Below are 21988 nucleotides of genomic sequence, written 5' to 3' on the forward strand. Positions count from 1 at the left end.
CTAGCGGCGGCGCAAGGGGAGTGTCGCGCCCATTACCGCGTAGGGGCGACCGGCGCTGGGGAAATGGACCTGGCGGGCGAGGTCGGTGTAGCCCAGGGAGCGGTAGAGGGCGCGGGCCGGGGTCTCGGTGTCGATGGCCGAGAGGATGGACCGGGGTTCGTCGGCGGTGTCGGTGATCCGGGTGATCAGCTCGCGGCCGACGCCGTGGCCCTGGAACCCGGGGTGGACGTGGAGTTCGGTGATGGCGAAGGACTCGTCGAGCCAGTGGTCGTGGCCGCCGGCCCGCAGGTAGGGCTCGACGATGGTGGACCACCAGTGGGTGCGGTCGTTGGGCATCCCGTAGACGAATCCGGCGATCGCCCCGTCCTCGGTGAACGCGCCGAGCGCGCGAGCGCCCCGGCAGGTCATATGGCGCTGCACGATGTAGCGCCGGATGCCGATCTCCTCCTCGCTCAGGCCGAAGGCCACGGCCTGGACCCGCAGCGCCTCGTCGACGCGGGCCGCGAGGTCCAGGGGGCCGATCTGGAGACCGGCGGGGGAAGGCACCATGCGGTGACCTTACTTCGCGGTACCGCCTCAGAACAGGACGCTCATGAACGCCCCGACCTCTCGGAATCCCACCCGCCGGTACGCGGCTCGGGCGGCGGTGTTGAAGTCGTTGACGTAGAGGCTGACCACGGGCGCGACATCGCGCAGCGCGTAGTCGACCACCGCGGCCATACCGGTCTCGGAGTGGCCGCGGCCCCGGAACTCGGGGGCCACCCACACGCCCTGGATCTGGCAGGCCCGGGCGGTGGCGGCGCCGATCTCGGCCTTGAAGACCACCGTGCCGTTCTCGATGCGCGCGAAGGACCGGCCGGTGGTGACCAGTTCGGCGACCCGCGCCTGGTAGAGCAGCCCGCCGTCCCCGGCGAGCGGGGAGACCCCGACCTCCTCGGTGAACATGGCCACGCAGGCGGGCATGATCAGGTCCATCTCGTCCTTGCGGATCCGGCGGACCAGCGGGTCGGGCGCGATGTCCGGGGAGGACGCTTCGGTGACCATCAGGGGCTGGTGGCCGCGGACCTCGCGGGCGGGGCCCCAGTGCGGCTCCAGCAGCCCCCACAGCTGCCCGGTGGGCTCGGCGGGGCCGACGATGGAGGAGCAGCGGCGGCCGGTACGGCGGGCCCGGTCGGCGAAGGCGCGGACGGCTTCCGGGGTGGCGCAGACGGGCACCAGGTTGGCGCCGGCGTAGCAGAGGGAGCGGAGCTCGCCGTCGGTATAGAAGCCCCACATCTCGCCGCCCAGGCGCCAGGGGTCGAGTCCGGCGACCTGGACACGCGAGGTGACGAAGGCGTTCGCGACCGGATCGCGGTCGAGCACCTCGAGCGCGAGCGCGAGATCGCTGGGCTCGAGGACCCGGGTGGTGGTCTGCGTCAACACGTGGGGGGCCTCACCATGCAAGTCTGCTGATCTCCGAACTGTACCCGCCGGAGCCTGCCGGTGCCCTGTCCCCGCGGTCACAAAAAGGCCCCGACCCCGCCCGCGAGCTGCGGTAACGGGGCCGGGGCGGCAGGCCGGGAGGTGCCGGGCCGGGGAGGCTAGACGCCGATGGCGACGGTGGGCTCGCCCGAGGCGATGCCGTCCTTCTCCATCTGCTCGGCGATCTTCATCGCCTCTTCGATCAGGGTCTCGACGATCTTCGACTCGGGGACGGTCTTGATGACCTCGCCCTTGACGAAGATCTGGCCCTTGCCGTTGCCGGAGGCCACGCCCAGGTCGGCCTCGCGGGCCTCGCCGGGGCCATTGACGACGCAGCCCATGACCGCGACGCGCAGCGGGACCTCCATGCCCTCCAGGCCGGCGGTGACCTCTTCGGCGAGCTTGTAGACGTCCACCTGGGCGCGTCCGCAGGACGGGCAGGAGACGATCTCCAGGCGGCGCTGGCGCAGGTTCAGCGACTCCAGGATCTGGATGCCGACCTTGATCTCCTCGGCCGGCGGGGCGGAGAGGGAGACCCGGATGGTGTCGCCGATGCCCTGGGAGAGCAGGGCGCCGAAGGCCACGGCGGACTTGATGGTGCCCTGGAAGGCCGGGCCGGCCTCGGTGACGCCGAGGTGCAGCGGGTAGTCGCACTGGGCGGCGAGCTGGCGGTAGGCCTCGACCATCACGACCGGGTCGTTGTGCTTGACCGAGATCTTGATCTCGCGGAAGTCGTGCTCCTCGAAGAGGGAGGCCTCCCACAGCGCGGACTCGACCAGCGCCTCGGGGGTGGCCTTGCCGTACTTCTTCAGCAGCCGGGCGTCGAGGGAGCCCGCGTTGACGCCGATCCGGATCGGGGTGCCCGCGTCCTTGGCGGCCCGCGCGATCTCCTTGACCTTGTCGTCGAACTGCTTGATGTTGCCGGGGTTGACCCGGACGGCGGCGCAGCCCGCGTCGATGGCGGCGAACACGTACTTGGGCTGGAAGTGGATGTCGGCGATCACCGGGATCTGCGACTTCTTGGCGATGACCGCGAGCGCGTCGGCGTCGTCCTGGGTCGGGCAGGCCACCCGGACGATCTGGCAGCCGGAGGCGGTCAGCTCGGCGATCTGCTGCAGCGTGGCGCCGATGTCGGAGGTGCGGGTCGTGGTCATCGACTGCACCGAGACGGGTGCGTCGCCGCCGACGGCCACGGAACCGACCTGGATCTTGCGGCTGACCCGTCGGTCGGCGAGCTTCGTCGGCACGGACGGCATTCCGAGAGAGATGGCAGTCATCTGCTGTGCAACCCCAAGGTGTGGATCAAGGTCCCGAGATCGGCGGGCTCCAGGCTTCGAGATTACGCCAAGCAGCGCGCCGGTCATGCATCCGAGGGGGGCCGAGGCGGCCAGCCACCCGAACGCGGGGAGCCGGGCACGTACCGTGCCCGGCTCCCCGACCAGGTGATCTTGATCAGGTGATCTTGATCGGGTTCACCACGTCCGCGATCATCACCAGCACGGTGAAGCAGACGAACACCCCGGCCACCACATAGGCGACGGGCATCAGCTTGGCCACGTCGAACGGGCCCGGGTCGGGCCGCCGGAACAGCTTGGCCACGTTCCGCCGGACCGACTCCCACAGGGCGCCGGCGATGTGCCCGCCGTCCAGCGGCAGCAGCGGCAGCATGTTGAACAGGAACAGCGACAGGTTGAAGCCGGCCAGCAGGTTCAGGAAGAACACCAGCCGGTGCTCGGCCGGCACGTCCAGGCTGACGATCTCACCGCTGACCCGGGCCGCGCCGACGATGCCCATCGGGCCGTCCTGCTCGCGCTCGGCGCCGTTGAAGGCCGCGTCCCACAGGGCCGGGATCCGGGACGGCAGGTCGATCAGCGACTGCACGCCGGCCTGCATCATGTCGCCCATCCGGGTGACGGACTGGCCGAAGGACTGCTCGACATAGCCGACGGCCGGGGCGAAGCCGAGGAAGCCGGCGGTGACGTACTCGCCCTCCACGTAGCGGCCGTTGCCGTCGGTCTTGGCGACCTTGTTCTCGATCAGGTTCGCCTTCAGGTCCACCAGCCGGCCGGCTCGCTCCACGGTGATGGTGGCGGGGCCGACGGTGGCGCGGATGTCCTTCTGGAGGGTGTCCCAGTCCTCGGCCTTCCGGCCGTTGAAGGCGACGATCTTGTCGCCCTGCTGCAGGCCGGCCGCCTTGGCGGGGGCCGCCGGGTCACCCGCGGCGCACTTGTCCCGCTTCTCGCTCTGCTGGATGACGCAGTCGGAGACGGAGGCGACCACGGTGGTCTGGGTGTTCACGCCGAAGGTCATCAGCGTGGTGAGGAAGATCGCCACGGCCAGGACCAGGTTCATGAACGGACCGGCGAACATCACGATCACGCGCTTCCACGGCCTGCGCGTGTAGAACAGCCGGCTCTCGTCCCCGGGCTGCAGCTCCTCGTACGCCGCCGAACGCGCGTCTTCGATCATCGACCGGAAGGGGGAGGTGGACCGGGCGGTGACCTTGCCGTCCTCGCCGGGCGGGAACATCCCGATCATGCGGATGTAGCCGCCCATCGGGATGGCCTTGATCCCGTACTCGGTCTCGCCCTTCCTCCGCGACCAGATGGTCGGCCCGAAGCCGACCATGTACTGCGGCACGCGGATGCCGAACAGTTTGGCCGTGGAGAGGTGCCCCAACTCGTGCCAGGCGATCGAGACGAGCAGCCCGACGACAAAGACGACTATGCCGAGCACCGTCATGAAAGCTGTCATGCGCGCGCCTCCACGGCGGCCTTCGCCGCCATCTCCCGTGCCCGGGCCCTGGCCCAGGTCTCCGCTTCGAGGACGTCCGTGACCCGCAGGGAAGTTCCCTGCGCCGGCGTCCCGTGCTCATCGACCACGGCAGCGACCGTATCCATGATTGCCGTGAACGGCAGCCGACCGGCCAGGAATGCTTCGACGCACTCCTCGTTCGCCGCATTGAACACGGCGGGGGCGGTACCGCCCAGGGAGCCGACGTGCCGGGCCAGTCCCACCGAGGGGAAGGCCTCGGTGTCCAGCGGGAAGAACTCCCAGGTGGAGGCCTTGGTCCAGTCGAAGGCGGGGGCCGCGTCCGGGACCCGCTGGGGCCAGCCGAGACCGATCGCGATGGGTCCGCGCATGTCCGGCGGGGTGGCTTGGGCGAGGGTGGAGCCGTCGCTGAATTCCACCATCGAGTGGACATACGACTGGGGGTGGACTACGACCTCGATGCGGTCGAAGGGGATGTCGTAGAGCAGGTGCGCCTCGATGACCTCCAGCCCCTTGTTGACGAGGGTGGCGCTGTTGACCGTGATCACCGGCCCCATGGCCCAGGTGGGGTGGGCCAGGGCGTCCTCGACGGTGACATGGGCCAGCTCGTCGCGGGTCCGGCCGCGGAAGGGCCCGCCGGAGGCGGTGACCACCAGCTTGCGCACATCGGCGCGGGTGCCGGCGGCGAGGGCCTGGAACAGGGCCGCGTGCTCGGAGTCCACCGGGATGATCTGGCCGGGCTTCGCCAGGTTCTTCACCAGCGGGCCGCCGACGATCAGCGACTCCTTGTTGGCGAGGGCCAGGGTGCGGCCGGCCTCCAGGGCCGCCAGCGTGGGCGCCAGGCCGATGGAGCCGGTGATGCCGTTGAGGACGGTGTGGCACGGGGAGGCGGCGAGCTCGGTGGCCGCGTCGGGCCCGGCGAGGATCTCCGGCTGCGGCTCGGCACCGTACTCGGCGCTCAGCGCCTCTTTCAGGGCCGGTACGACGTCCTCGCGGGCCACCGCGACCTTCTCGACCCGCAGCTGCCGGGCCTGCTCGGCAAGGAGCGCGACCCGTCCGCCGGCGGCGGACAGCGCGGTCACCCGGAAGAGACCGGGGTTGCGCAGGACGAGGTCGATGGCCTGGGTGCCGATGGACCCGGTGGAGCCGAGGATGACGATGTCCCGGCGGCCGGCCGCGGCGTCGAAGAGGAGGTGCGGATCGGCGAGGGGGGCTGGGCTGTCGCTCATCCCCCCATTGTTGCCGGAACTCGCGCGCGCCCGGACACGGCCTCCCCCTCCCCCGGCCCGCTGCGGCGAGGAGTTCGGGCAGCGGGTCGGGAGGCAAGCAGTCAGTGCAGGTCAGCGGCAGCTGTCAGCGGATGGGGCGGTGCACGTTTTCGTGCGAGGACGGGCCGGGGCTGGCGTCCGCGATCCAGGGACCGTCGCCGGAGGGGTCGAGCACGCCCTCCTCCAGCCAGGCGTAGGTGCCGGTGAGAACTCCGGCGACCACCTTGTGGTCGAGGTCGTCGGTGTTGGACCACAGCCGGCCGAACAGTTCCTCGACGCGCAGCCGGGACTGCCGGCAGAAGGCGTCGGCCAGCTGGTAGGCCTCGCGGCCGTGGTCCCCGGAGGCCCGCAGGTGCTCGGCCCGGACACAGGCCGCGCTCATGGCGAACAGTTCAGCGCCGATGTCGACGATCCGCCCGAGGAAGCCCTGCTTGGTCTCCATCCGGCCCTGCCAGCGGGACATCGCGTAGAAGGTCGACCGCGCGAGTTTGCGGGCGGAGCGGTCGACATAGCGCAGGTGAACGGCGAGGTCGGTGTGGCCGCGCGGGTGGAACTCCCGGAAGGTGCCGGGGACGTGGCCGGGGCCGGCGGCCAGCTTGGGCAGCCAGCGGGCGTAGAACCCGGCGGCCCGGGCTCCCGCCTTCGCCTTGTCGCCGAGATCCTTCTCCGGGTCGATGAGGTCGCCGGCCACCGACAGGTGGGCGTCGACGGCCTCCCGGGCGATCAGCAGGTGCATGATCTCGGTGGAGCCCTCGAAGATCCGGTTGATCCGGAGGTCGCGCAGCAGCTGTTCGGCGGGGACGGCCCGCTCGCCGCGGGCGGCCAGCGATTCGGCGGTCTCGAAGCCGCGTCCGCCGCGGATCTGGACCAGTTCGTCGGCCATCAGGCAGGCCATCTCGGAGCCGTACAGCTTGGCGAGGGCGGCCTCGATGCGGATGTCGTTGCGGTCCTCGTCGGCCATCTGGGAGGAGAGGTCGACCACCGCCTCCAGGGCGAAGGTGGTGGCCGCAATGAAGGCGATCTTGGAACCGACGGCCTCGTGGCGGGCCACCGGCCGGCCCCACTGCTCGCGCACCCCGGACCATTCGCGGGCGATCTTCAGACACCATTTGCCGGCGCCGACGCACATGGCGGGGAGCGAGAGCCGGCCGGTGTTGAGGGTGGTCAGGGCGATCTTGAGGCCGGCGCCCTCGGGGCCGATCCGGTTGGCGGCGGGCACCGTGACCCGGTGGAAGCGGGTGACGCCGTTCTCCAGGCCGCGCAGGCCCATGAAGGCGTTGCGGTGCTCGACGGTGATGCCGGGTGAGTCGGCTTCCACGACGAAGGCGGTGATGCCGCCCTTGTGTCCCTCGCTCTTCGGCACCCGGGCCATGACCACGAGCAGGTCCGCGACCACCCCGTTGGTGGTCCACAGCTTCACCCCGTCCAGGACGTAACTGTCCTCGCCCTCGGGAACGGCGGTGGTGGCGAGGCGGGCCGGGTCGGAGCCCACGTCAGGCTCGGTGAGCAGGAAGGCGCTGATGTCCGTACGCGCACACCGCGGCAGGTAGGTGTCCTTCTGCTCTTGCGTTCCGAAGATCTTGAGCGGTTGGGGGACGCCGATGGACTGGTGGGCGGAGAGCAGGGCGCCGATGGCCGGGCTGACCGAGCCGACCAGGGCGAGCGCCTTGTTGTAGTAGACCTGGGTGAGGCCCAGTCCGCCGTACTTGGGGTCGATCTTCATGCCGAGCGCGCCGAGCTCCTTGAGGCCGCGGACGGTCTCGTCGGGGATGAGGGCCTCGCGCTCGATGCGCCGGCCGTCGATCTCCGTCTCGCAGAACTCCCGCAGCCGGGCCAGGAAGGCCTCGCCGCGCCGGACGTCCTCGTCGGCGGGGAGCGGATGGGGGTGGATCAGGTCGAGCCGGAACCTGCCGAGGAAGAGCTCCTTGGCAAAGCTGGGCTTGCGCCAGTCGGCCTCGCGGGCCGCTTCCGCGACCTGCCGTGCCTCGCGCTCGGTCACCTTGGGCTGCGTGGGCTGCGTGGGCCGGGCTGGCTGGGCCGGTTGCGCGGGCTGTGCGGGCTGTGTTGCGGACATGCGGGGGCTCACCTCGCCGCCGAGTCGGGGGTGGTGCTACCGATGGGTGCTACCTGTGAGTCGTACCCTGCCGCGGCCGCGGGGAAAAGCCAGGCGGTCCGCCCGGGGGAATTCAGGCCCGTCCCGATGGCCTCCGCCAGGCGAGTGACCCGAAGGGCGAGTGAGCCAAAGGGGGCGCGCAGCCTGCGCGGGCGAGTGAGCCGAAGGGGGCGCGCAGCCTGCGCGGGCGAGTGAGCCGAAGGGGGCGCGCGGGCGAAGGAGGGCGAGCGCCCGGAGGAAACCGCGAGGAACGAGCGGTTTCTGAGGACGCACGCCCTCCTGGAGCCCGCAAAAGCGCCCCCGGAGGCGAACCGAGCCCAAAAACAAAGGGGGACGGCCGGAGCCCCCGCACAGTAGGCTCCGGCCGTCGGCTTTTAGGCCGTACGAGATCAGATGTCGAGGCCGGTCAGGACCAGGACTCGCTCGTACGTGTAGTCGTCCATCGCGTAGCGGACACCCTCGCGGCCCACACCGGACTGCTTGACGCCGCCGTACGGCATCTGGTCGGCACGGTAGGACGGGGCGTCGCCGATGATCACGCCGCCGACCTCGAGCTCGCGGTGGGCGCGGAAGGCGGTCTGCACGTTGCGCGTGAAGACGCCGGTCTGCAGGCCGAACTTCGAGTCGTTGACCTTGGCGAAGGCCTCGTCGGTGCCCTCGACCCGGTGCAGGGTCAGGACCGGTCCGAAGACCTCTTCGCAGGCGAGGGTGACGCCGTCGGGGATCTCGGCGAGCACGGTCGGCTCGTACGAGGCGCCTTCGCGCTTGCCGCCGGTCAGCAGCTTGGCGCCGGCGGAGACGGCCTCGTCCACCCAGGACTCGACGCGCTTGGCAGCGTCCTCGGAGACCAGCGGGCCGACGTCGGTGGCGTCGTCCGCCGGGTCGCCGGTGACCTGGGCCTGGACCTTGGCGACGACCTTCTCGACCAGGCGGTCGTAGACGGTGGCGTCGGCGATCACGCGCTGCACGGAGATGCAGGACTGGCCGGCCTGGTAGTTGGAGAAGGTCGCGATGCGGGTGGCGGCCCAGTCGAGGTCGGCCTCGGAGGACCAGTCGTCGAGGACCACGGCCGCGGCGTTGCCGCCGAGCTCCAGGGTGCAGTGCTTGTGGGGCACCGACTGCTGGATGGCGTAGCCGACTGTGTCGGAGCCGGTGAAGGAGATGACGGGCAGGCGGTCGTCCTTGACCAGGGCCGGCATCTTGTCGTTGGCGACGGGCAGCACGGACCAGGAGCCGGCCGGCAGGTCGGTCTCGGCGAGCAGCTCGCCCAGGATCAGCCCGGAGAGCGGGGTGGCCGGGGCGGGCTTGAGGATGATGGGGGCGCCGACGGCGATGGCCGGGGCGACCTTGTGGGCGCACAGGTTCAGCGGGAAGTTGAACGGGGCGATGCCGAGGACCGGGCCCTTGACGAAGCGGCGGGTCAGGGCGAGACGGCCGACGCCGCCGGCGTCGGTGTCGAGGCGCTGGGCGTCTCCGCCGTTGAACCGGCGGGCCTCTTCGGCGGCGAAGCGGAACACGGACACCGCACGGCCGACCTCACCGCGGGCCCACTTGATGGGCTTGCCGTTCTCGGCGGAGATCAGCTGGGCGATCTCCTCGGTGCGCTCGACGAGCCGCTTGGACACGTGGTCCAGGGCGGCGGCCCGTACGTGGGCGGGGGTCGCGGAGAACTCCGCCGTCACGGCGTACGCCGCGGCCACGGCTTCCTCGACCTGGGCGTCGGTGGGCACGCTGACGGTGCCGACGAGACGGCCGTCCCACGGGTTGTGGACGTCGAAGCTGTCCTCGCCGGTGGCCTGGCGGCCGGCGAGCCAGAAGGCGTGGGTGGAAGTCATGGCGATTCCCGGCCCTTCGGTGTGTGCGGTGAGTGCGGTGTGTGCGGGCGTACTGCTCTGCCCGTCCCCTTCACGGTAGGGGGCGGGGCCGTTTTGGGCGCTTGTCCGCGGTGGAGCACGCCGGACCCCGGCTTCGCCGCTTTGTCACTGTCCGGCCCCGCCCCCGGCTACGTGGGCGGCGTGGTGGCCTTGAGGGCGAGCCAGAGTTCCATGCGGACGTCCGGGTCGTCGAGGGAGCGGCCGAGGATCTCCTCGACCCGCCGCATCCGGTAGCGCAGTGTGTGCCGGTGGACGCCGAGGTCGGCCGCGGCGGCGTCCCACTGGCCGTGGCGGGACAGCCAGGCCTGGAGGGACGCGACGAGGTCGCCGCGCCCGGTGGCGTCGTGCTCCCGGAGGGCTCGGAGGGTGCCGTCCGCGAAGGCCCGTACCGCCTCGTCGGCGAGCAGCGGGAGGACCGAGCCGGCTGCCAGGTCCTCGTGCTCGACCAGGGGGCGTCCGCGCCGGCGGGCGACGGCGAGGGCCTGGTCGGCCTGTTTGAAGGCGGCGGCGGCGCCCGCCGGCGCGGCCGGCGCAGACAGGCCGATCACCAGTTCGTCGGGTTCCGGCCCGGCCGCCTCCCGGCCGCGCCGGGATTCGAGGGCTTCCGCGTGGTCGGCGACGGCTTGGACCGCTGCGCCGCCGTCCGCGGCGAGGATCACCAGCCGGCCCGGCTCCGGCACCAGCAGCAGCGCCTCCGCGGTGCGGGCCGCGGCGGCCTCCACCGTGTCGGCGAGCAGGGCCAGTCCTTCGGGCTGGGCGGTGCCGGCCAGCGCGGGTTCGGCGATGACCATGCGGAAGGGGGCCTGGAGGAGGCCGCCGTACAGGTCTCCGGCCACCGATTCCGCGTGCTCCGGCTGCCCGGCCAGCAGCATCCGCAGGATCGCCGAACCCAGCCGGGTCTCCGCGTCGTGCAGGGACCGGGAGCGTTCGGTGGTGAGGGTGAGCAGGGCCACCGCGGAGTGGACGGCGTACCGCTCGGCGGTGCCGAGGGGGGCTCCGGTGCCGACGGCCAGGGCGCCGCGGGCCCGCCGTCCTGTGCCCAGGGACTGGAGTTCGACCCGGTCCTCGGAGCCGCCGACCACGGCGCTGGCGGGGGCGGGCCGCTCCCGCAGCCGTTCCACGTCGGCGGTGAGCCGGGCGGCCCGGCGGGCGGCCCAGTCCGGGGCGGCGGCGACGACCGCGCCGGAGGAGTCGTACAGCGCCGCCCAGCCGTGTACGTGCGCGGCGAGCTTCGCCAGGAGTTCGGCGGGCCCGTCGGCGGAGAGCGCGGCCCGGGTGAGTTCGCGCTGGGCTTCAAAACCGGCGGTGACGGCCCGGTACTGGTCGGCGGCGAGGGCTGCGGAGACGGCCTTGCTGATGGCGAGGAAGGGGGTGCGCCGGGGGACCTCCAGCAGCGGCAGGTCCTCGGCCCGGGCGGCCTCGACGAGGGCCTCGGGGACCGCGTCGTAGTTGACGCCGACGGCGAAGCCGATGCCGACGACCCCGGCCGCGGCGAGCCGCCGTACGTACCGGCGCATCTCCTCCGGATCCTCCGCGTCCAGCTTCATCGCGGTGATCAGGAGAAGCTCCCCGCCCTCCATATAGGGGACGGGGTCGGCGAGCTCGCTCACGTGGGCCCAGCGCACCGGGGTGTCGAGGCGGCTCTCCCCCGCGCGGACGCTGAGCTTGAGCGCCGAGTGCTGGACGAGCGAGGCGAGGGTGAGCGGCATCAGCGGCTTTCGCGGAGGGGGGCGGGCGGAGCAGCGGGGGCATCGTCGGGGAATTTCGCCATGGCGTATGAACGCCTCAGCTCGATTCTGCCACCCCGTACGGGTTCGCTCAGCCTTGAGGCCAGCCCCGCCCGCCGGCCCCGCCCGCCTCAGCCGTCCAGCCGGACCAGGAGCGGAACCGTACGCTCCCCCCGCACCGAGGTCAGCGAGAGCACCGCGTGCCCGGGCGGCACGGCGTGCGCGAGGTCGGAGGCGGACCAGCGGGCCCGCTCCACCTGCCGGACGGTCACCGCGTCCGTGGTCACGGCCTTGCCGGTGACCAGCTTGCGGAAGGCGTGGATCGCCCGGGTGAGCGGCTGGTCGGCGAAGACGGTGCGGCTGGTGACGTCCCGGGCCTCCACCCACTCGGTGCCCCAGGCCTGGGAGAACCGCTGCCCGTCCCAGGTGGTGACCCCGGAGAAGGCCATCCGGCAGCCGACCGCGCCGAGCAGCGGCGTCCGCAGTTCCTCCGGCACTTCGTCCATGGTGCGCAGGGCCAGCAGGACGCCGGCGTTGGCGGAGCGCAGGCGCTGGATGCCGCGCACGGTGTGCGGGGTGAGGGTGTGCGCGGCGTCGTCGAGGGCGAGGCAGGCGAACAGCGAGCGGTCGGTACGGGCGGTGGCGCCGGCGGTGAACTGCGCCAGTAGCAGCCGGGCCAGCATCCGGGAGGCGTCGGCGTGCCCGCGTTCGGGCAGGTCGATACGGACCCTCAGCGGGTGTTCGAGGGAGCGCAGCGAGAACGGCCGGCCCTGCTGCCCGGTGGTGTCGAAGAATCCGGCGAAGGCGGGGCGGTCCAGGAGGGCGATCCGGTCGGCGAGGACCGGGCCGGGGTCGCCGTGGGATCCGCTCTGCCGCTCGCGGGCGTCCAGCTCGCGGAGCATGGAGTGCTGCCCTGCCGCCTCCAGCTCCCGGCGGACCGAGTCCAGGGCGGCCGGCACCCGGTCGAGGAGCTCGCGGAGCTCGGGGACGCCGGGGAAGCGGCCTCGGGCGGTCCGGAACGGGCCGAGCAGCTGGGCGAGGGCGGTTGCGGCCCGGCGTACGTCCATCCCGGGCACGTCCCCGGCCAGGGCTTCGGCGAGCAGGCTCGCGGCCTCGTCGGGGTCGGTGGCGCCGCCGTACAGGTCGAGGTCGTAGACGGTGGCCGGGTCGCCGATGCGGATGACCACGTCGTACGCCTCGTCGGGGCCGAGCGGGGTCCCGGCCGCGCCGACCGCGATGACGGCGGCCTGTCCGGCGAGTGCCTGGAGGGCGAGGGATTCCACGACCGGCCGGACCAGGCGGCTGGTCTTGCCGCCGCCGGAGGGGCCGACGGCCAGCAGGGAGGTGCCGAGCACGGCAGGGTCGAGGGCGAGTCCGGTGCCGCGGCGCGGGTAGGGGTTGCGCTCGCCGTCCGCCACCGTGCCGATCCTGACCTGGCGGGCGAGCAGGTCGTGCCGGGCGGCCCGGACCGGCAGGTCCCGGGCTCCGGAGGGGTGGGCGCAGGCGCCGGCGCCCTTGTCCCGGACGGCATCGGCGAAGGCGGCCCGTCGGCCGGGGTCCACCAGAACGGTCTTCCAGGCCCGCCGAATCCGCGCGGCATCCACATCATTCATCCGCCCGGCCCCGGCCTCCCCCCGCAACCGCTCGGCGGAGTCGGCCAGCCCGGCCTCGCGCAGCTGCGGCCAGCCGGCCGGGTCCTCGGGGCTGCCGGGAGCGGGACCGTCCGGCCCCTCGGCGCGGACCGGCCGCGTGGCCGGGCCGGCCAGGATCCGACGGCCGAGCTCCGGCCAGCGGCCCAGCCGGCCGAAGGTGACGGCGAGGACGGCGATGACGATGGCGTACCAGAGGTAGGAGGTGACCACCGAGAACGTGTCGTGGTTCCAGGCGTCGGGGGTGAAGGCGTACAGGGGCCAGAGCCAGAAGCCGCCCAGATAGCCGTTCCACAGCAGGGACCACAGCAGCACGGCGGCGAGCAGGGAGATAAGCGCCCCGCTGACCAGCTGGCGGGTGGGGGTGATCTCGGGTTCCTCGGCCGCCCGCGGGACGTGGCCGTACGCCCAGACGCCCGGGCCGTCGGAGCGGCGCGGGGTGCGCAGCCAGTCGGCCAGGCCGGGGCCGGCGGCGGCTGGGGCGTGGGCGGGCGTCGGCGGGGGCGTGGCTCCGGCGGAAGCCGGAGTCGGGGACGGCGACGGCGACGGGCCCGAGGGGCCGGCCGGGCCCGGCGGCGGTGCGGCGGGCATCGGCGGCGGCGTAAGCGGCGGGCCCGCCGGCCGCGGGACGTGCTGTGCCCGCGCGGCGGCGCCGTGGGCGCCCCCGCCCCCGGTGCCGCTGCTCTGCGTGCCCTCGTTCTCCATGAACCCCTGCCCCCTGCCCGTCCACCCTGGCGCCAAGCGCATCGCTCAATGTAGTGCCCTGCTGCCGAGGCGCTACCGCCGCCGGGCCCGGTCCACAAGACACTCCGTATGGCCGTCACGGACAAGGACACGCGGACATCACTACCGAACGGAGCATGCCGTGCCCCCGCCGCCGGGCCTAGCCTGCGGACAAAGACACAAGTGCGTCCGAAAACACCCCCCAGGAGCCCCCTATGACCGCTGTCCCGCAGGAGCGCAAGCTCGTCACCGCGATCCCCGGCCCCAAGTCGCAGGAACTGCAGGCCCGCCGCCTTGAGACGGTGGCCGGCGGCGTGGGCTCCGTGCTGCCCGTCTTCACCGCGCGCGCGGGCGGCGGCATCATCGAGGACGTCGACGGCAACCGTCTGATCGACTTCGGCTCCGGCATCGCCGTGACCTCGGTCGGCGCCTCCGCCGAGGCCGTGGTGCGCCGCGCCTCCGCGCAGCTCGCCGACTTCACCCACACCTGCTTCATGGTCACGCCGTACGAGGGCTACGTCGAGGTCTGCGAGGCGCTCGCCGAGCTGACCCCGGGCGACCACGCCAAGAAGTCCGCGCTGTTCAACTCCGGCGCCGAGGCCGTCGAGAACGCCGTCAAGATCGCCCGTTCGTACACCAAGCGCCAGGCCGTCGTCGTCTTCGACCACGGCTACCACGGCCGTACCAACCTGACGATGGCGCTGACCTCGAAGAACATGCCGTACAAGAACGGCTTCGGCCCGTTCGCCCCCGAGGTCTACCGCGTCCCGGTCGCCTACGGCTACCGCTGGCCCACCGGCGCCGAGAACTGCGGCCCCGAGGCCGCCGCCCAGGCGATCGACCAGATCACCAAGCAGATCGGCGCCGACAACGTCGCCGCGATCATCATCGAGCCGGTCCTCGGCGAGGGCGGCTTCATCGAGCCGGCCAAGGGCTTCCTGCCGGCCATCGTGAAGTTCGCCAACGACAACGGCATCGTGTTCGTGGCCGACGAGATCCAGTCCGGCTTCTGCCGCACCGGCCAGTGGTTCGCGTGCGAGGACGAGGGCATCGTCCCGGACCTGATCACCACCGCCAAGGGCATCGCGGGCGGTCTGCCGCTCGCCGCCGTGACCGGCCGCGCCGAGATCATGGACGCCGCGCACGCGGGTGGCCTGGGCGGCACCTACGGCGGCAACCCGGTGGCCTGCGCCGGTGCGCTGGGCTCCATCGAGACCATGAAGGAGCTCGACCTCAACGCCGCGGCGAAGAAGATCGAGTCCCTCATGAAGGCCCGCCTGACGGCCATGCAGGAGAAGTACGAGATCATCGGCGACATCCGCGGTCGCGGCGCCATGATCGCGATCGAGCTGGTCAAGGACCCGGTCTCCAAGACCCCGTTCCCGGAGGCGGCCGGCGCGCTCGCCAAGGCCTGCCACGCCGAGGGCCTGCTCGTCCTCACCTGTGGCACCTACGGCAACGTGCTGCGCTTCCTCCCGCCGATCGTCATCGGCGAGGACCTGCTGAACGAGGGCCTGGACATCATCGAGTCCGCGTTCGCGGGCCTCTGAGCAACCTCGGAGCGACCTCTGAGCGGCCTCTGAGCAACGCTCTGGGCGACCGTCTGAGCGAACGTCCGAGACGGTGCTCGATCGATACCAGCGGTAACGGGCGGGCACTGTGAAGAAGGTGTGGGGGGCCGATGGCGGGAGCGCGTTCCTGCTGTCGGTCCCCTTTCCGCTGCCGTACGGTTTCTGCAGATGAGTGAGACACCCCGCCCGCGGGAGACCACGGGCGATCCCGGTACCGGGCTTCCCCAGCGCCGTACTGGACCTGCGTTCGCGCACATCACTCCTCACCGATCGGACGGCCGCCCGCCCCAAACCCCCCGGGGCGCGCGCCGGTCCGGTCCGGGCGGCCGTCCCGGAACCATCCCCCCTGTTCCGGGACGGCCGGCCACTTTCTGCGTTCTCGCGCTGCTCGGACTGGCCCTGATCACCTGGCAGGTGCTGGCCGCCGGTCCCCTGCTCGCACCGGACGAGCGGCTGAGCCGGGCGCTGGTGCGCTCGGTCCCCGATTCCGTCACCGAACCGCTGGCGGACCTGGGCAACATTCCCGTCGCCCTGCCGGTGCTGCTGCTCGCCATGGCGTACGCCTTCCTGCGTGGTCTGCGCCGTGCCGTGCTTGCCGCCGGGGCGGCCATGGCGCTGGTGCCGGCCCTGGTCATCCCGCTGAAGGAGTGGACCGCCCGCCCGGGCCCGCTGGAGCCCTGGGCCGCCGGCTATTTCCCCTCGGGCCACACGGCCACCGCGATGGTCGCCTACGGCTGTGCGGCCCTGCTGCTCTCGCCCTTCACCCGCCGCCCGTGGCCGGTAGCCGCCGCCCTTGTACTGACGGGAGCGACGGCCACCGGGCTGATCCTGCGCGGCTTCCACTGGCCCCTGGACGTCCTGGCCAGCCTGCTGCTGTGCGTACCCCTGCTGTGGGGCGTGGCCGTCAGCCGGCTGCGTCCGCGAAGTATCCGTCGAAGTTCCGGCTGAACTCCCAGGAGCCGAACCGGTCCCAGTTGATCGACCAGGTCATCAGGCCGCGCAGGGCGGGCCAGGTTCCGTGGGTCTGGTAGCTGCCGCAGTTCTGTTTCTTCGTCAGGCAGTCCAGCGCGGCGCGGACCTCCGCACTCGCGATGACATGCCTCAGCTGTCGAAGCCCAGGCCCAGCCGGTCCATGGTCTTCAGCCACAGGTTCCGGCGACCGCCGCGGGCGTCCGCGCGGGCCAGGGACCACTTGGTGAGCGCGATGCCGGTCCAGGCGATCGGCTCCGGCGGGAACGGCATCGGCTTCGACCGGACCATCTCCAGCTCGGTGCGCTCGGTCCGGGCCCCGTCCAGCAGGTCCAGCATCACGTCCGCGCCGAAGCGGGTCGCCCCCACCCCGAGCCCGGTGTAGCCGGCCGCGTAGGCCACCTTGCCCCCGTGCGCGGTGCCGAAGAAGGCGGAGAAGCGCGAGCAGGTGTCGATGGCCCCGCCCCAGGCGTGGCTGAAGCGGAGGCCGTCCAGCTGCGGGAAGCAGGTGAAGAAGTGCTGGGCCAGCTTCAGGTAGGTCTCGGGCCGGTGGTCGTACTCCGAGTCGAGCTTCCCCTTGTAGGGGTAGATGGCGTCGTAGCCGCCCCACAGGATGCGGTGGTCCGGGGTGATGCGGAAGTAGTGGAACTGGTTGGCGCTGTCCCCCAGGCCCTGCCGGTTCTGCCAGCCGATGGCCTTCAGCTGGTCGGCCGACAGCGGCTCGGTCATCAGCGCGTAGTCGTACACCGGGACGGTGTACGGGCGGATGCGCTTGACCAGGGACGGGAAGATGTTGGTGCCGAGCGCGACGCGGCGGGCGAAGACCCGGCCGTACGGGGTCCGTACGGCCAGCCCTGCGCCCGAGGCGGACATCTTCAGCCCGCGGGTGTTCTCGTAGATCCGCACCCCGAGGCCGAGACAGGCCTGCTTCAGGCCCCAGGCGAGCTTGGCCGGGTTGAGCATGGCCACCCCGTCGCGGTCCCACAGTCCGGCGAGGAAGGTGGGCGAGTCGACCTCGGCGCGCACCGCGTCCCGGTCGAGGAAGACGGCGCCGCCGAAGCCGAGCCGCTCGGCCTCCTCCTGCATCTCGCGCAGCTCGTCGACCTGGTGGGGTTCGGTGGCCACATCGATCTCGCCGGTGCGCTCGAAGTCGCAGTCGATGCCGTAGCGGGCGACCGCCGCCTCGATTCCGTCGAGGTTGCGGGCGCCCAGCTCCTCCAGCTTGGCGAGTTCGTTCGGCCAGCGGGCCAGCCCGTTGGCGAAGCCGTGGGTGAGCGAGGCGGCGCAGAAGCCGCCGTTCCGGCCGGAGGCGGCCCAGCCCGCCTCCTTGCTCTCGATCAGGACAACGTCCCGGGCGGGGTCCCGCTCCTTGGCGAGCAGCGCCGTCCACAGGCCGCTGTAGCCGCCGCCGATCACCAGGAGATCGCAGTGCTCGTCGCTGGTGAGGGCGGGCTGAGCGGGGGGCTTGCCGGGGTCGTCCAGCCAGTACGAGACCGGCAGTGCATCGGAAAGGGATCGTGTGACACTTCGCATGGCGACTGGGGCCATGGCTTCCAACTCCCTACGGGAACTACGGAACTACGGAACTACGCAATCACGAAAGTACGAGATTACTTGGTTTGTGCCTTTTTGCGGCGGTTGCCGATCATCTGACCGGCGAGGACCACCAGCACCGCGATGACGAACATCGCCGTACCGATGACGTTGATCTGCACGGGCGTACCGCGCTGGGCCGAGCCCCACACGAACATGGGGAAGGTGACGGTGTTGCCCGAGTTGAAGTTGGTGATGATGAAATCGTCGAAGGAGAGCGCGAAGGAGAGCAGCGCACCGGCGGCAATGCCGGGGGCCGCGATCGGCAGGGTGACCCGCAGGAAGGTCTGCACGGGTCCCGCGTAGAGATCGCGGGCGGCCTCCTCCAGCCGCGGGTCCATCGACAGCACGCGCGCCTTGACCGCGGCGACGACAAAGCTGAGGCAGAACATGATGTGGGCGATCAGGATGGTCCAGAAGCCCAGCTCGATGCCCATGTTGAGGAAGAGCGCGAGCAGCGAGGCCGCCATCACGATCTCCGGCATCGCCATCGGCAGGAAGATCAGCGAGTTGACCGCGCCCCGGGCCCGGAAGCGGTACCGGACCAGGGCGAAGGCGATGGCCGTGCCGAGGGCGGTCGCGCCGATGGTCGCCCAGAGGGCGATCTGCAGCGAGAGCCCGAGGGAACCGCACAGGTCGGCGACCCCGCAGGGATCCTTCCAGGCGTCGAGCGAGAACTCCTGCCAGGAGTAGTTGAACCGGCCGGCGGGGTTGTTGAAGGAGAACACCGTCACGACGAGGTTCGGCAGGATGAGGTACGCGAGCGTGCACAGCCCCGCGATGACGACGAGATTGCGGCGCAGCCAGGCGACGGGAGTGCGCATCAGACCAGGTCCTCCGTCCCCGCTCGGCGGATGTAGATGGTGACCATGATCAGCACGATGGCCATGAGGATGAAGGACAGCGCGGCTGCTGTCGGGTAGTCGAGGATCCGCAGGTACTGCGACTGGATGACGTTGCCGATCATCCGGGTGTCCGTGGAGCCGAGCAGTTCGGCGTTGACGTAGTCGCCGCTCGCCGGGATGAAGGTCAGCAGGGTTCCGGAGACCACACCGGGCATGGACAGCGGGAAGGTGACCTTCCGGAAGGTCGTGGCGGGCCGTGCGTACAGGTCGCCGGCCGCCTCGTGGAGCCGGGTGTCGATGCGCTCCAGCGAGGTGTACAGCGGCAGGATCATGAACGGCAGGAAGTTGTACGTCAGACCGCAGACCACCGCGAGCGGGGTGGCCAGCACCCGGTCGCCCTCGGTCATGCCGAGCCAGCTGGTGACGTCCAGGACGTGCAGGCTGTTCAGGGCGCCGACCACCGGGCCGCCGTCGGCGAGGATCGTCTTCCAGGCCAGGGTGCGGATCAGGAAGCTGGTGAAGAACGGCGCGATGACCAGGATCAGCAGCAGGTTGCGCCAGCGGCCCGCCTTGAAGGCGATCAGGTAGGCCAGCGGGTAGCCGAGCAGCAGGCACAGCACGGTCGCGGTGCCGGCGTACAGCAGAGAGCGCAGGAACTGCGGGTAGTACTCGGTGAAGGCGTCCCAGTAGGTCTGGAAGTGCCAGGTGACCTGGAAGCCCTCCTCCAGCGAGCCCGTCTGCACGGAGGTCGAGGCCTGGTAGACCATCGGGAGGACGAAGAAGACCAGCAGCCACAGGATGCCGGGCAGCAGCAGCCAGTACGGGACCAGCCGCTTGCGTACGGAGGGCTTGTGGACCGGGGGTCCGGCGGGGGCGGGCGCCTGGGGCGGCGCTTCGGTGACGGTCACGCGCCCTCCTCGACCGTCTCGATGCCGGCGTCGATGTCCTGGGCGGCGTCCAGGCCGAAGGTGTGGGCCGGGTTCCAGTGCAGGATCACCTCGGCGCCGGGCACCAGGCGGGCGTCCCGCTCGATGTTCTGCACGTACACCTCCAGCTCGGCGCAGACCGGGCTGTCGATGACGAACTGGGTGGAGACGCCGATGAAGGAGGAGTCGACGATCCGGCCGGCGATCTTGTTGCGGCCGTCGGCGACGGTGTGCTCCTCGTCCGCCGGGACCAGGGATATCTTCTCCGGGCGCACGCCGACCAGCAGCTGCCCGCCGGCGCGGGGGGTGGTGGAACATCGCTCGGCGGGCAGCCGGAGCTTCGTACCGGCGGCCGAGACGACCACGTCCTCGGAGGAGCTCCCGGCGGACTCGACGGCGGCCTGGATGAGGTTGGAGGTGCCGAGGAAGTTGGCGACGAAGGTGGTGCGCGGGTTCTCGTAGAGCTCGGCGGGCGCGCCCAGCTGCTCCACCAGGCCGCCGTTCATCACCGCGACCGTGTCGGCCATGGTCATGGCCTCCTCCTGGTCGTGGGTGACGTGCACGAAGGTGATGCCGACCTCGGTCTGGATGCGCTTGAGCTCCAGCTGCATCTGGCGGCGCAGCTTGAGGTCGAGGGCGCCGAGCGGCTCGTCGAGGAGGAGCACCTGGGGGTGGTTGATGAGCGCGCGGGCCACGGCCACGCGCTGCTGCTGGCCACCGGAGAGCTGGTGCGGCTTCTTGCGGGCGTGCTCGCCGAGCTGGACGAGGTCGATCATCTCGTCGACCTGCTTCCCGACCGACTTGATGCCGCGGCGGCGCAGGCCGAACGCGATGTTCTCGAAGATGTCCATGTGCGGGAAGAGCGCGTAGCTCTGGAAGACCGTGTTCACCGGGCGCTTGTACGGCGGGAGGTGGGTGACCTCGCGGTCGCCCAGGCTGACCGTGCCGGTGGAGGGCTCCTCCAGGCCGGCGATCATGCGCAGGGTGGTGGTCTTGCCGCAGCCGGAGGCGCCGAGCAGGGCGAAGAAGGAGCCCTGGGGGATGGTCAGATCGAGCGGGTGGACGGCGGTGAAGGAGCCGTAGTGCTTGCTGATCCCGCTGAGGCGGACGTCGCCGCCGGCGTTCTTGTCGGTCATGGATGGATCCCGGGGTTGGGGGTGTCAAGGGGGTCGGGGGCCGGCGGAGACCGGCGGGGGGCCGGACCGCCGGGCGGCAGGACCTAGGCGCCGATGAGCTTGGCGAACTTCTCCTCGTACGCCGTCTCTTCCTCCGAGCTGAGGGAGCGGAAGGCGTGGGACTTGGCGGTCATCGCCTTGTCCGGGACGATCAGGGTGTTGTCGGCGAGGGCCTGGTCGATCTTCGCGAGCTCGTCCTTGACGCCCTCGACCGGGCAGACGTAGCTGATGTACGCGGCCAGCTGGGCGGCGACCGGGAGCTCGTAGTAGTAGTCGATGAGCTTCTCGGCGTTGGCCTTGTGCCGGGCCTTGGCGGGGACCAGGAGGTTGTCGCTGGAGGTGATGTAGCCGGCGGCCGGGATGGCGTACTGGATGTCGGGGTTGTCGGCCTGCAGCTGGATCACGTCGCCGGCCCAGGCGAGGCAGGCGGCCAGGTCGCCCTTGTCCAGGTCGGAGGTGTAGTCGTTGCCGGTGAAGCGGCGGATCTGCTTCTTGTCCACGCCCTTCTGGAGGCGTCCGATGGCGGCGTCGTAGTCGGCCGTGGTGAAGTCCGCCGGGTCCTTGCCCTGGTCGAGCAGGGTCATGCCGACGGTGTCGCGCATCTCGGTGAGGAAGCCGACCCGGCCCTTGAGGGAGGGGTCGTCGAGGAGCTGGGTGACGGAGTCGACCTTCCGCCCGCCGGTGGCCTTGGTGTTGTAGGCGATGACGGTGGAGATGCCGGTCCAGGGGTAGCTGTGGACCCGGCCCGGGTCCCAGTCGGGGTTGCGGAACTGCGGGGACAGGTTCGCGAAGGCGTGCGGCAGGCGGGCGGCGTCGAGCTTCTGCGCCCAGCCGAGCCGGATCATGCGGGCGGCCAGCCAGTCGGTGACCACGATCAGGTCGCGCCCGGTGTCCTGGCCGGCCGCGAGCTGCGGCCTGATCTTGCCGAAGAACTCGACGTTGTCGTTGATGTCCTCGGTGTACTTGACCTTGATGCCGGTGCGCTTGCCGAACTCGGCGAGGGTCGGACGGGTCTTCTCGTCCTCGGCGATGTCCATGTACTCGGTCCAGTTGGAGAAGTTGATCTCCTTCTCCCGGTCCGAGTGGTCGTCGGAGGGGACCGCGGCCGTGTCCGCCCGCTTGGCGGGCGGGATCCCGCAGCCGGTCAGACCGGCCAGGCCGCCCAGTGTGAGCGCGCCGACGCCGGAGGCCCGCAGCAGCGAGCGGCGGGTCAGCGCGCCGCGCCCGCTGGTGAGGCTGCGCCGCATTGCGGCGAGTTGCGCCGCCGAGAGGCGGTCGGGCTCGTGGTGCTCCATGCGCAATGCCCTTTCGGGTGTCGTGTG

The 21988-nt window shown here is 71.4% G+C and carries 16 protein-coding genes and 1 pseudogene; 2 read left to right on the forward strand and 15 right to left on the reverse strand.

The window, feature by feature from the left end; genetic code table 11:
- The 9 genes from ABT123_RS24500 to ABT123_RS24540 all read right to left on the reverse strand — a co-directional run bounded on the left by ABT123_RS24500 (position 1) and on the right by ABT123_RS24540 (position 13569).
- On the reverse strand, positions 1–549 hold the full coding sequence (locus ABT123_RS24500) for a GNAT family N-acetyltransferase (protein ID WP_351318297.1): 549 nt from the start codon (positions 547–549) through the stop codon (positions 1–3).
- Positions 550–576: 27 nt separating this feature from the next.
- On the reverse strand, positions 577–1422 hold the full coding sequence (locus ABT123_RS24505; RefSeq protein WP_351318299.1) for a GNAT family N-acetyltransferase: 846 nt from the start codon (positions 1420–1422) through the stop codon (positions 577–579).
- Between the two features lie 158 nt (positions 1423–1580).
- A complete protein-coding gene (ispG, locus tag ABT123_RS24510) occupies positions 1581–2738 on the reverse strand; it encodes a flavodoxin-dependent (E)-4-hydroxy-3-methylbut-2-enyl-diphosphate synthase (protein WP_351318301.1) in 1158 nt (385 codons plus the stop codon).
- Positions 2739–2913: 175 nt separating this feature from the next.
- Positions 2914–4215 carry a M50 family metallopeptidase gene (locus ABT123_RS24515; RefSeq protein WP_351318303.1) on the reverse strand — a complete coding sequence of 434 codons (1302 nt, stop codon included), beginning with the start codon at positions 4213–4215 and terminating at the stop codon, positions 2914–2916.
- Positions 4212–5462, reverse strand: a complete 1251-nt coding sequence (gene dxr, locus ABT123_RS24520) for a 1-deoxy-D-xylulose-5-phosphate reductoisomerase (protein ID WP_351318305.1) — start codon at positions 5460–5462, stop codon at positions 4212–4214. The genes ABT123_RS24515 and dxr overlap by 4 nt, the downstream gene beginning before the upstream one ends.
- 124 nt (positions 5463–5586) lie before the next feature.
- Positions 5587–7575, reverse strand: coding sequence for an acyl-CoA dehydrogenase family protein (locus tag ABT123_RS24525; protein ID WP_351318307.1), 1989 nt, complete (start codon positions 7573–7575; stop codon positions 5587–5589).
- Between the two features lie 428 nt (positions 7576–8003).
- The gene (locus tag ABT123_RS24530; RefSeq protein WP_351318309.1) at positions 8004–9449 is read right to left on the reverse strand and encodes an aldehyde dehydrogenase family protein; all 1446 of its coding nucleotides are present in this window, start codon (positions 9447–9449) and stop codon (positions 8004–8006) included.
- Positions 9450–9616: 167 nt separating this feature from the next.
- Positions 9617–11197 carry a PucR family transcriptional regulator gene (locus ABT123_RS24535; protein WP_351318311.1) on the reverse strand — a complete coding sequence of 527 codons (1581 nt, stop codon included), beginning with the start codon at positions 11195–11197 and terminating at the stop codon, positions 9617–9619.
- Between the two features lie 149 nt (positions 11198–11346).
- Entirely contained in the window at positions 11347–13569 is a 2223-nt protein-coding gene (locus ABT123_RS24540; RefSeq protein ID WP_502971032.1) for an ATP-binding protein, read from the reverse strand.
- 233 nt (positions 13570–13802) lie between these two features.
- Here ABT123_RS24540 and gabT point away from each other — a divergent pair, with 233 nt between their 5' ends.
- On the forward strand, positions 13803–15137 hold the full coding sequence (gene gabT / locus ABT123_RS24545; protein WP_351318315.1) for a 4-aminobutyrate--2-oxoglutarate transaminase: 1335 nt from the start codon (positions 13803–13805) through the stop codon (positions 15135–15137).
- A gap of 435 nt (positions 15138–15572) precedes the next feature.
- The gene (locus tag ABT123_RS24550; protein ID WP_351318317.1) at positions 15573–16106 is read left to right on the forward strand and encodes a phosphatase PAP2 family protein; all 534 of its coding nucleotides are present in this window, start codon (positions 15573–15575) and stop codon (positions 16104–16106) included.
- Here ABT123_RS24550 and ABT123_RS24555 read toward each other — a convergent pair.
- The 6 genes and pseudogenes from ABT123_RS24555 to ABT123_RS24580 form a co-directional block, all read right to left on the reverse strand.
- A pseudogene (locus tag ABT123_RS24555) lies at positions 16063–16251 on the reverse strand (hypothetical protein); the annotation flags it as partial. The gene ABT123_RS24550 and the pseudogene ABT123_RS24555 sit on opposite strands and share 44 nt — an antisense overlap.
- A gap of 8 nt (positions 16252–16259) precedes the next feature.
- On the reverse strand, positions 16260–17675 hold the full coding sequence (locus tag ABT123_RS24560) for an NAD(P)/FAD-dependent oxidoreductase (protein WP_351318319.1): 1416 nt from the start codon (positions 17673–17675) through the stop codon (positions 16260–16262).
- A gap of 62 nt (positions 17676–17737) precedes the next feature.
- Positions 17738–18544, reverse strand: a complete 807-nt coding sequence (locus ABT123_RS24565; protein WP_351318321.1) for an ABC transporter permease — start codon at positions 18542–18544, stop codon at positions 17738–17740.
- Positions 18544–19473, reverse strand: a complete 930-nt coding sequence (locus ABT123_RS24570; protein ID WP_351318323.1) for an ABC transporter permease — start codon at positions 19471–19473, stop codon at positions 18544–18546. Before ABT123_RS24570 ends, ABT123_RS24565 begins: the two co-directional genes overlap by 1 nt.
- On the reverse strand, positions 19470–20627 hold the full coding sequence (locus ABT123_RS24575; protein ID WP_351318325.1) for an ABC transporter ATP-binding protein: 1158 nt from the start codon (positions 20625–20627) through the stop codon (positions 19470–19472). Before ABT123_RS24575 ends, ABT123_RS24570 begins: the two co-directional genes overlap by 4 nt.
- Positions 20628–20710: 83 nt before the next feature.
- Positions 20711–21961 (reverse strand): polyamine ABC transporter substrate-binding protein, encoded by a 1251-nt coding sequence (locus ABT123_RS24580; protein WP_351318327.1) that lies wholly within the window; start codon positions 21959–21961, stop codon positions 20711–20713.
- Positions 21962–21988: the final 27 nt, after the last annotated feature.

This window comes from Streptomyces sp. NPDC002054 (assembly GCF_040296685.1).
In the GTDB taxonomy this organism is placed as follows: Bacteria; Actinomycetota; Actinomycetes; order Streptomycetales; family Streptomycetaceae; genus Streptomyces.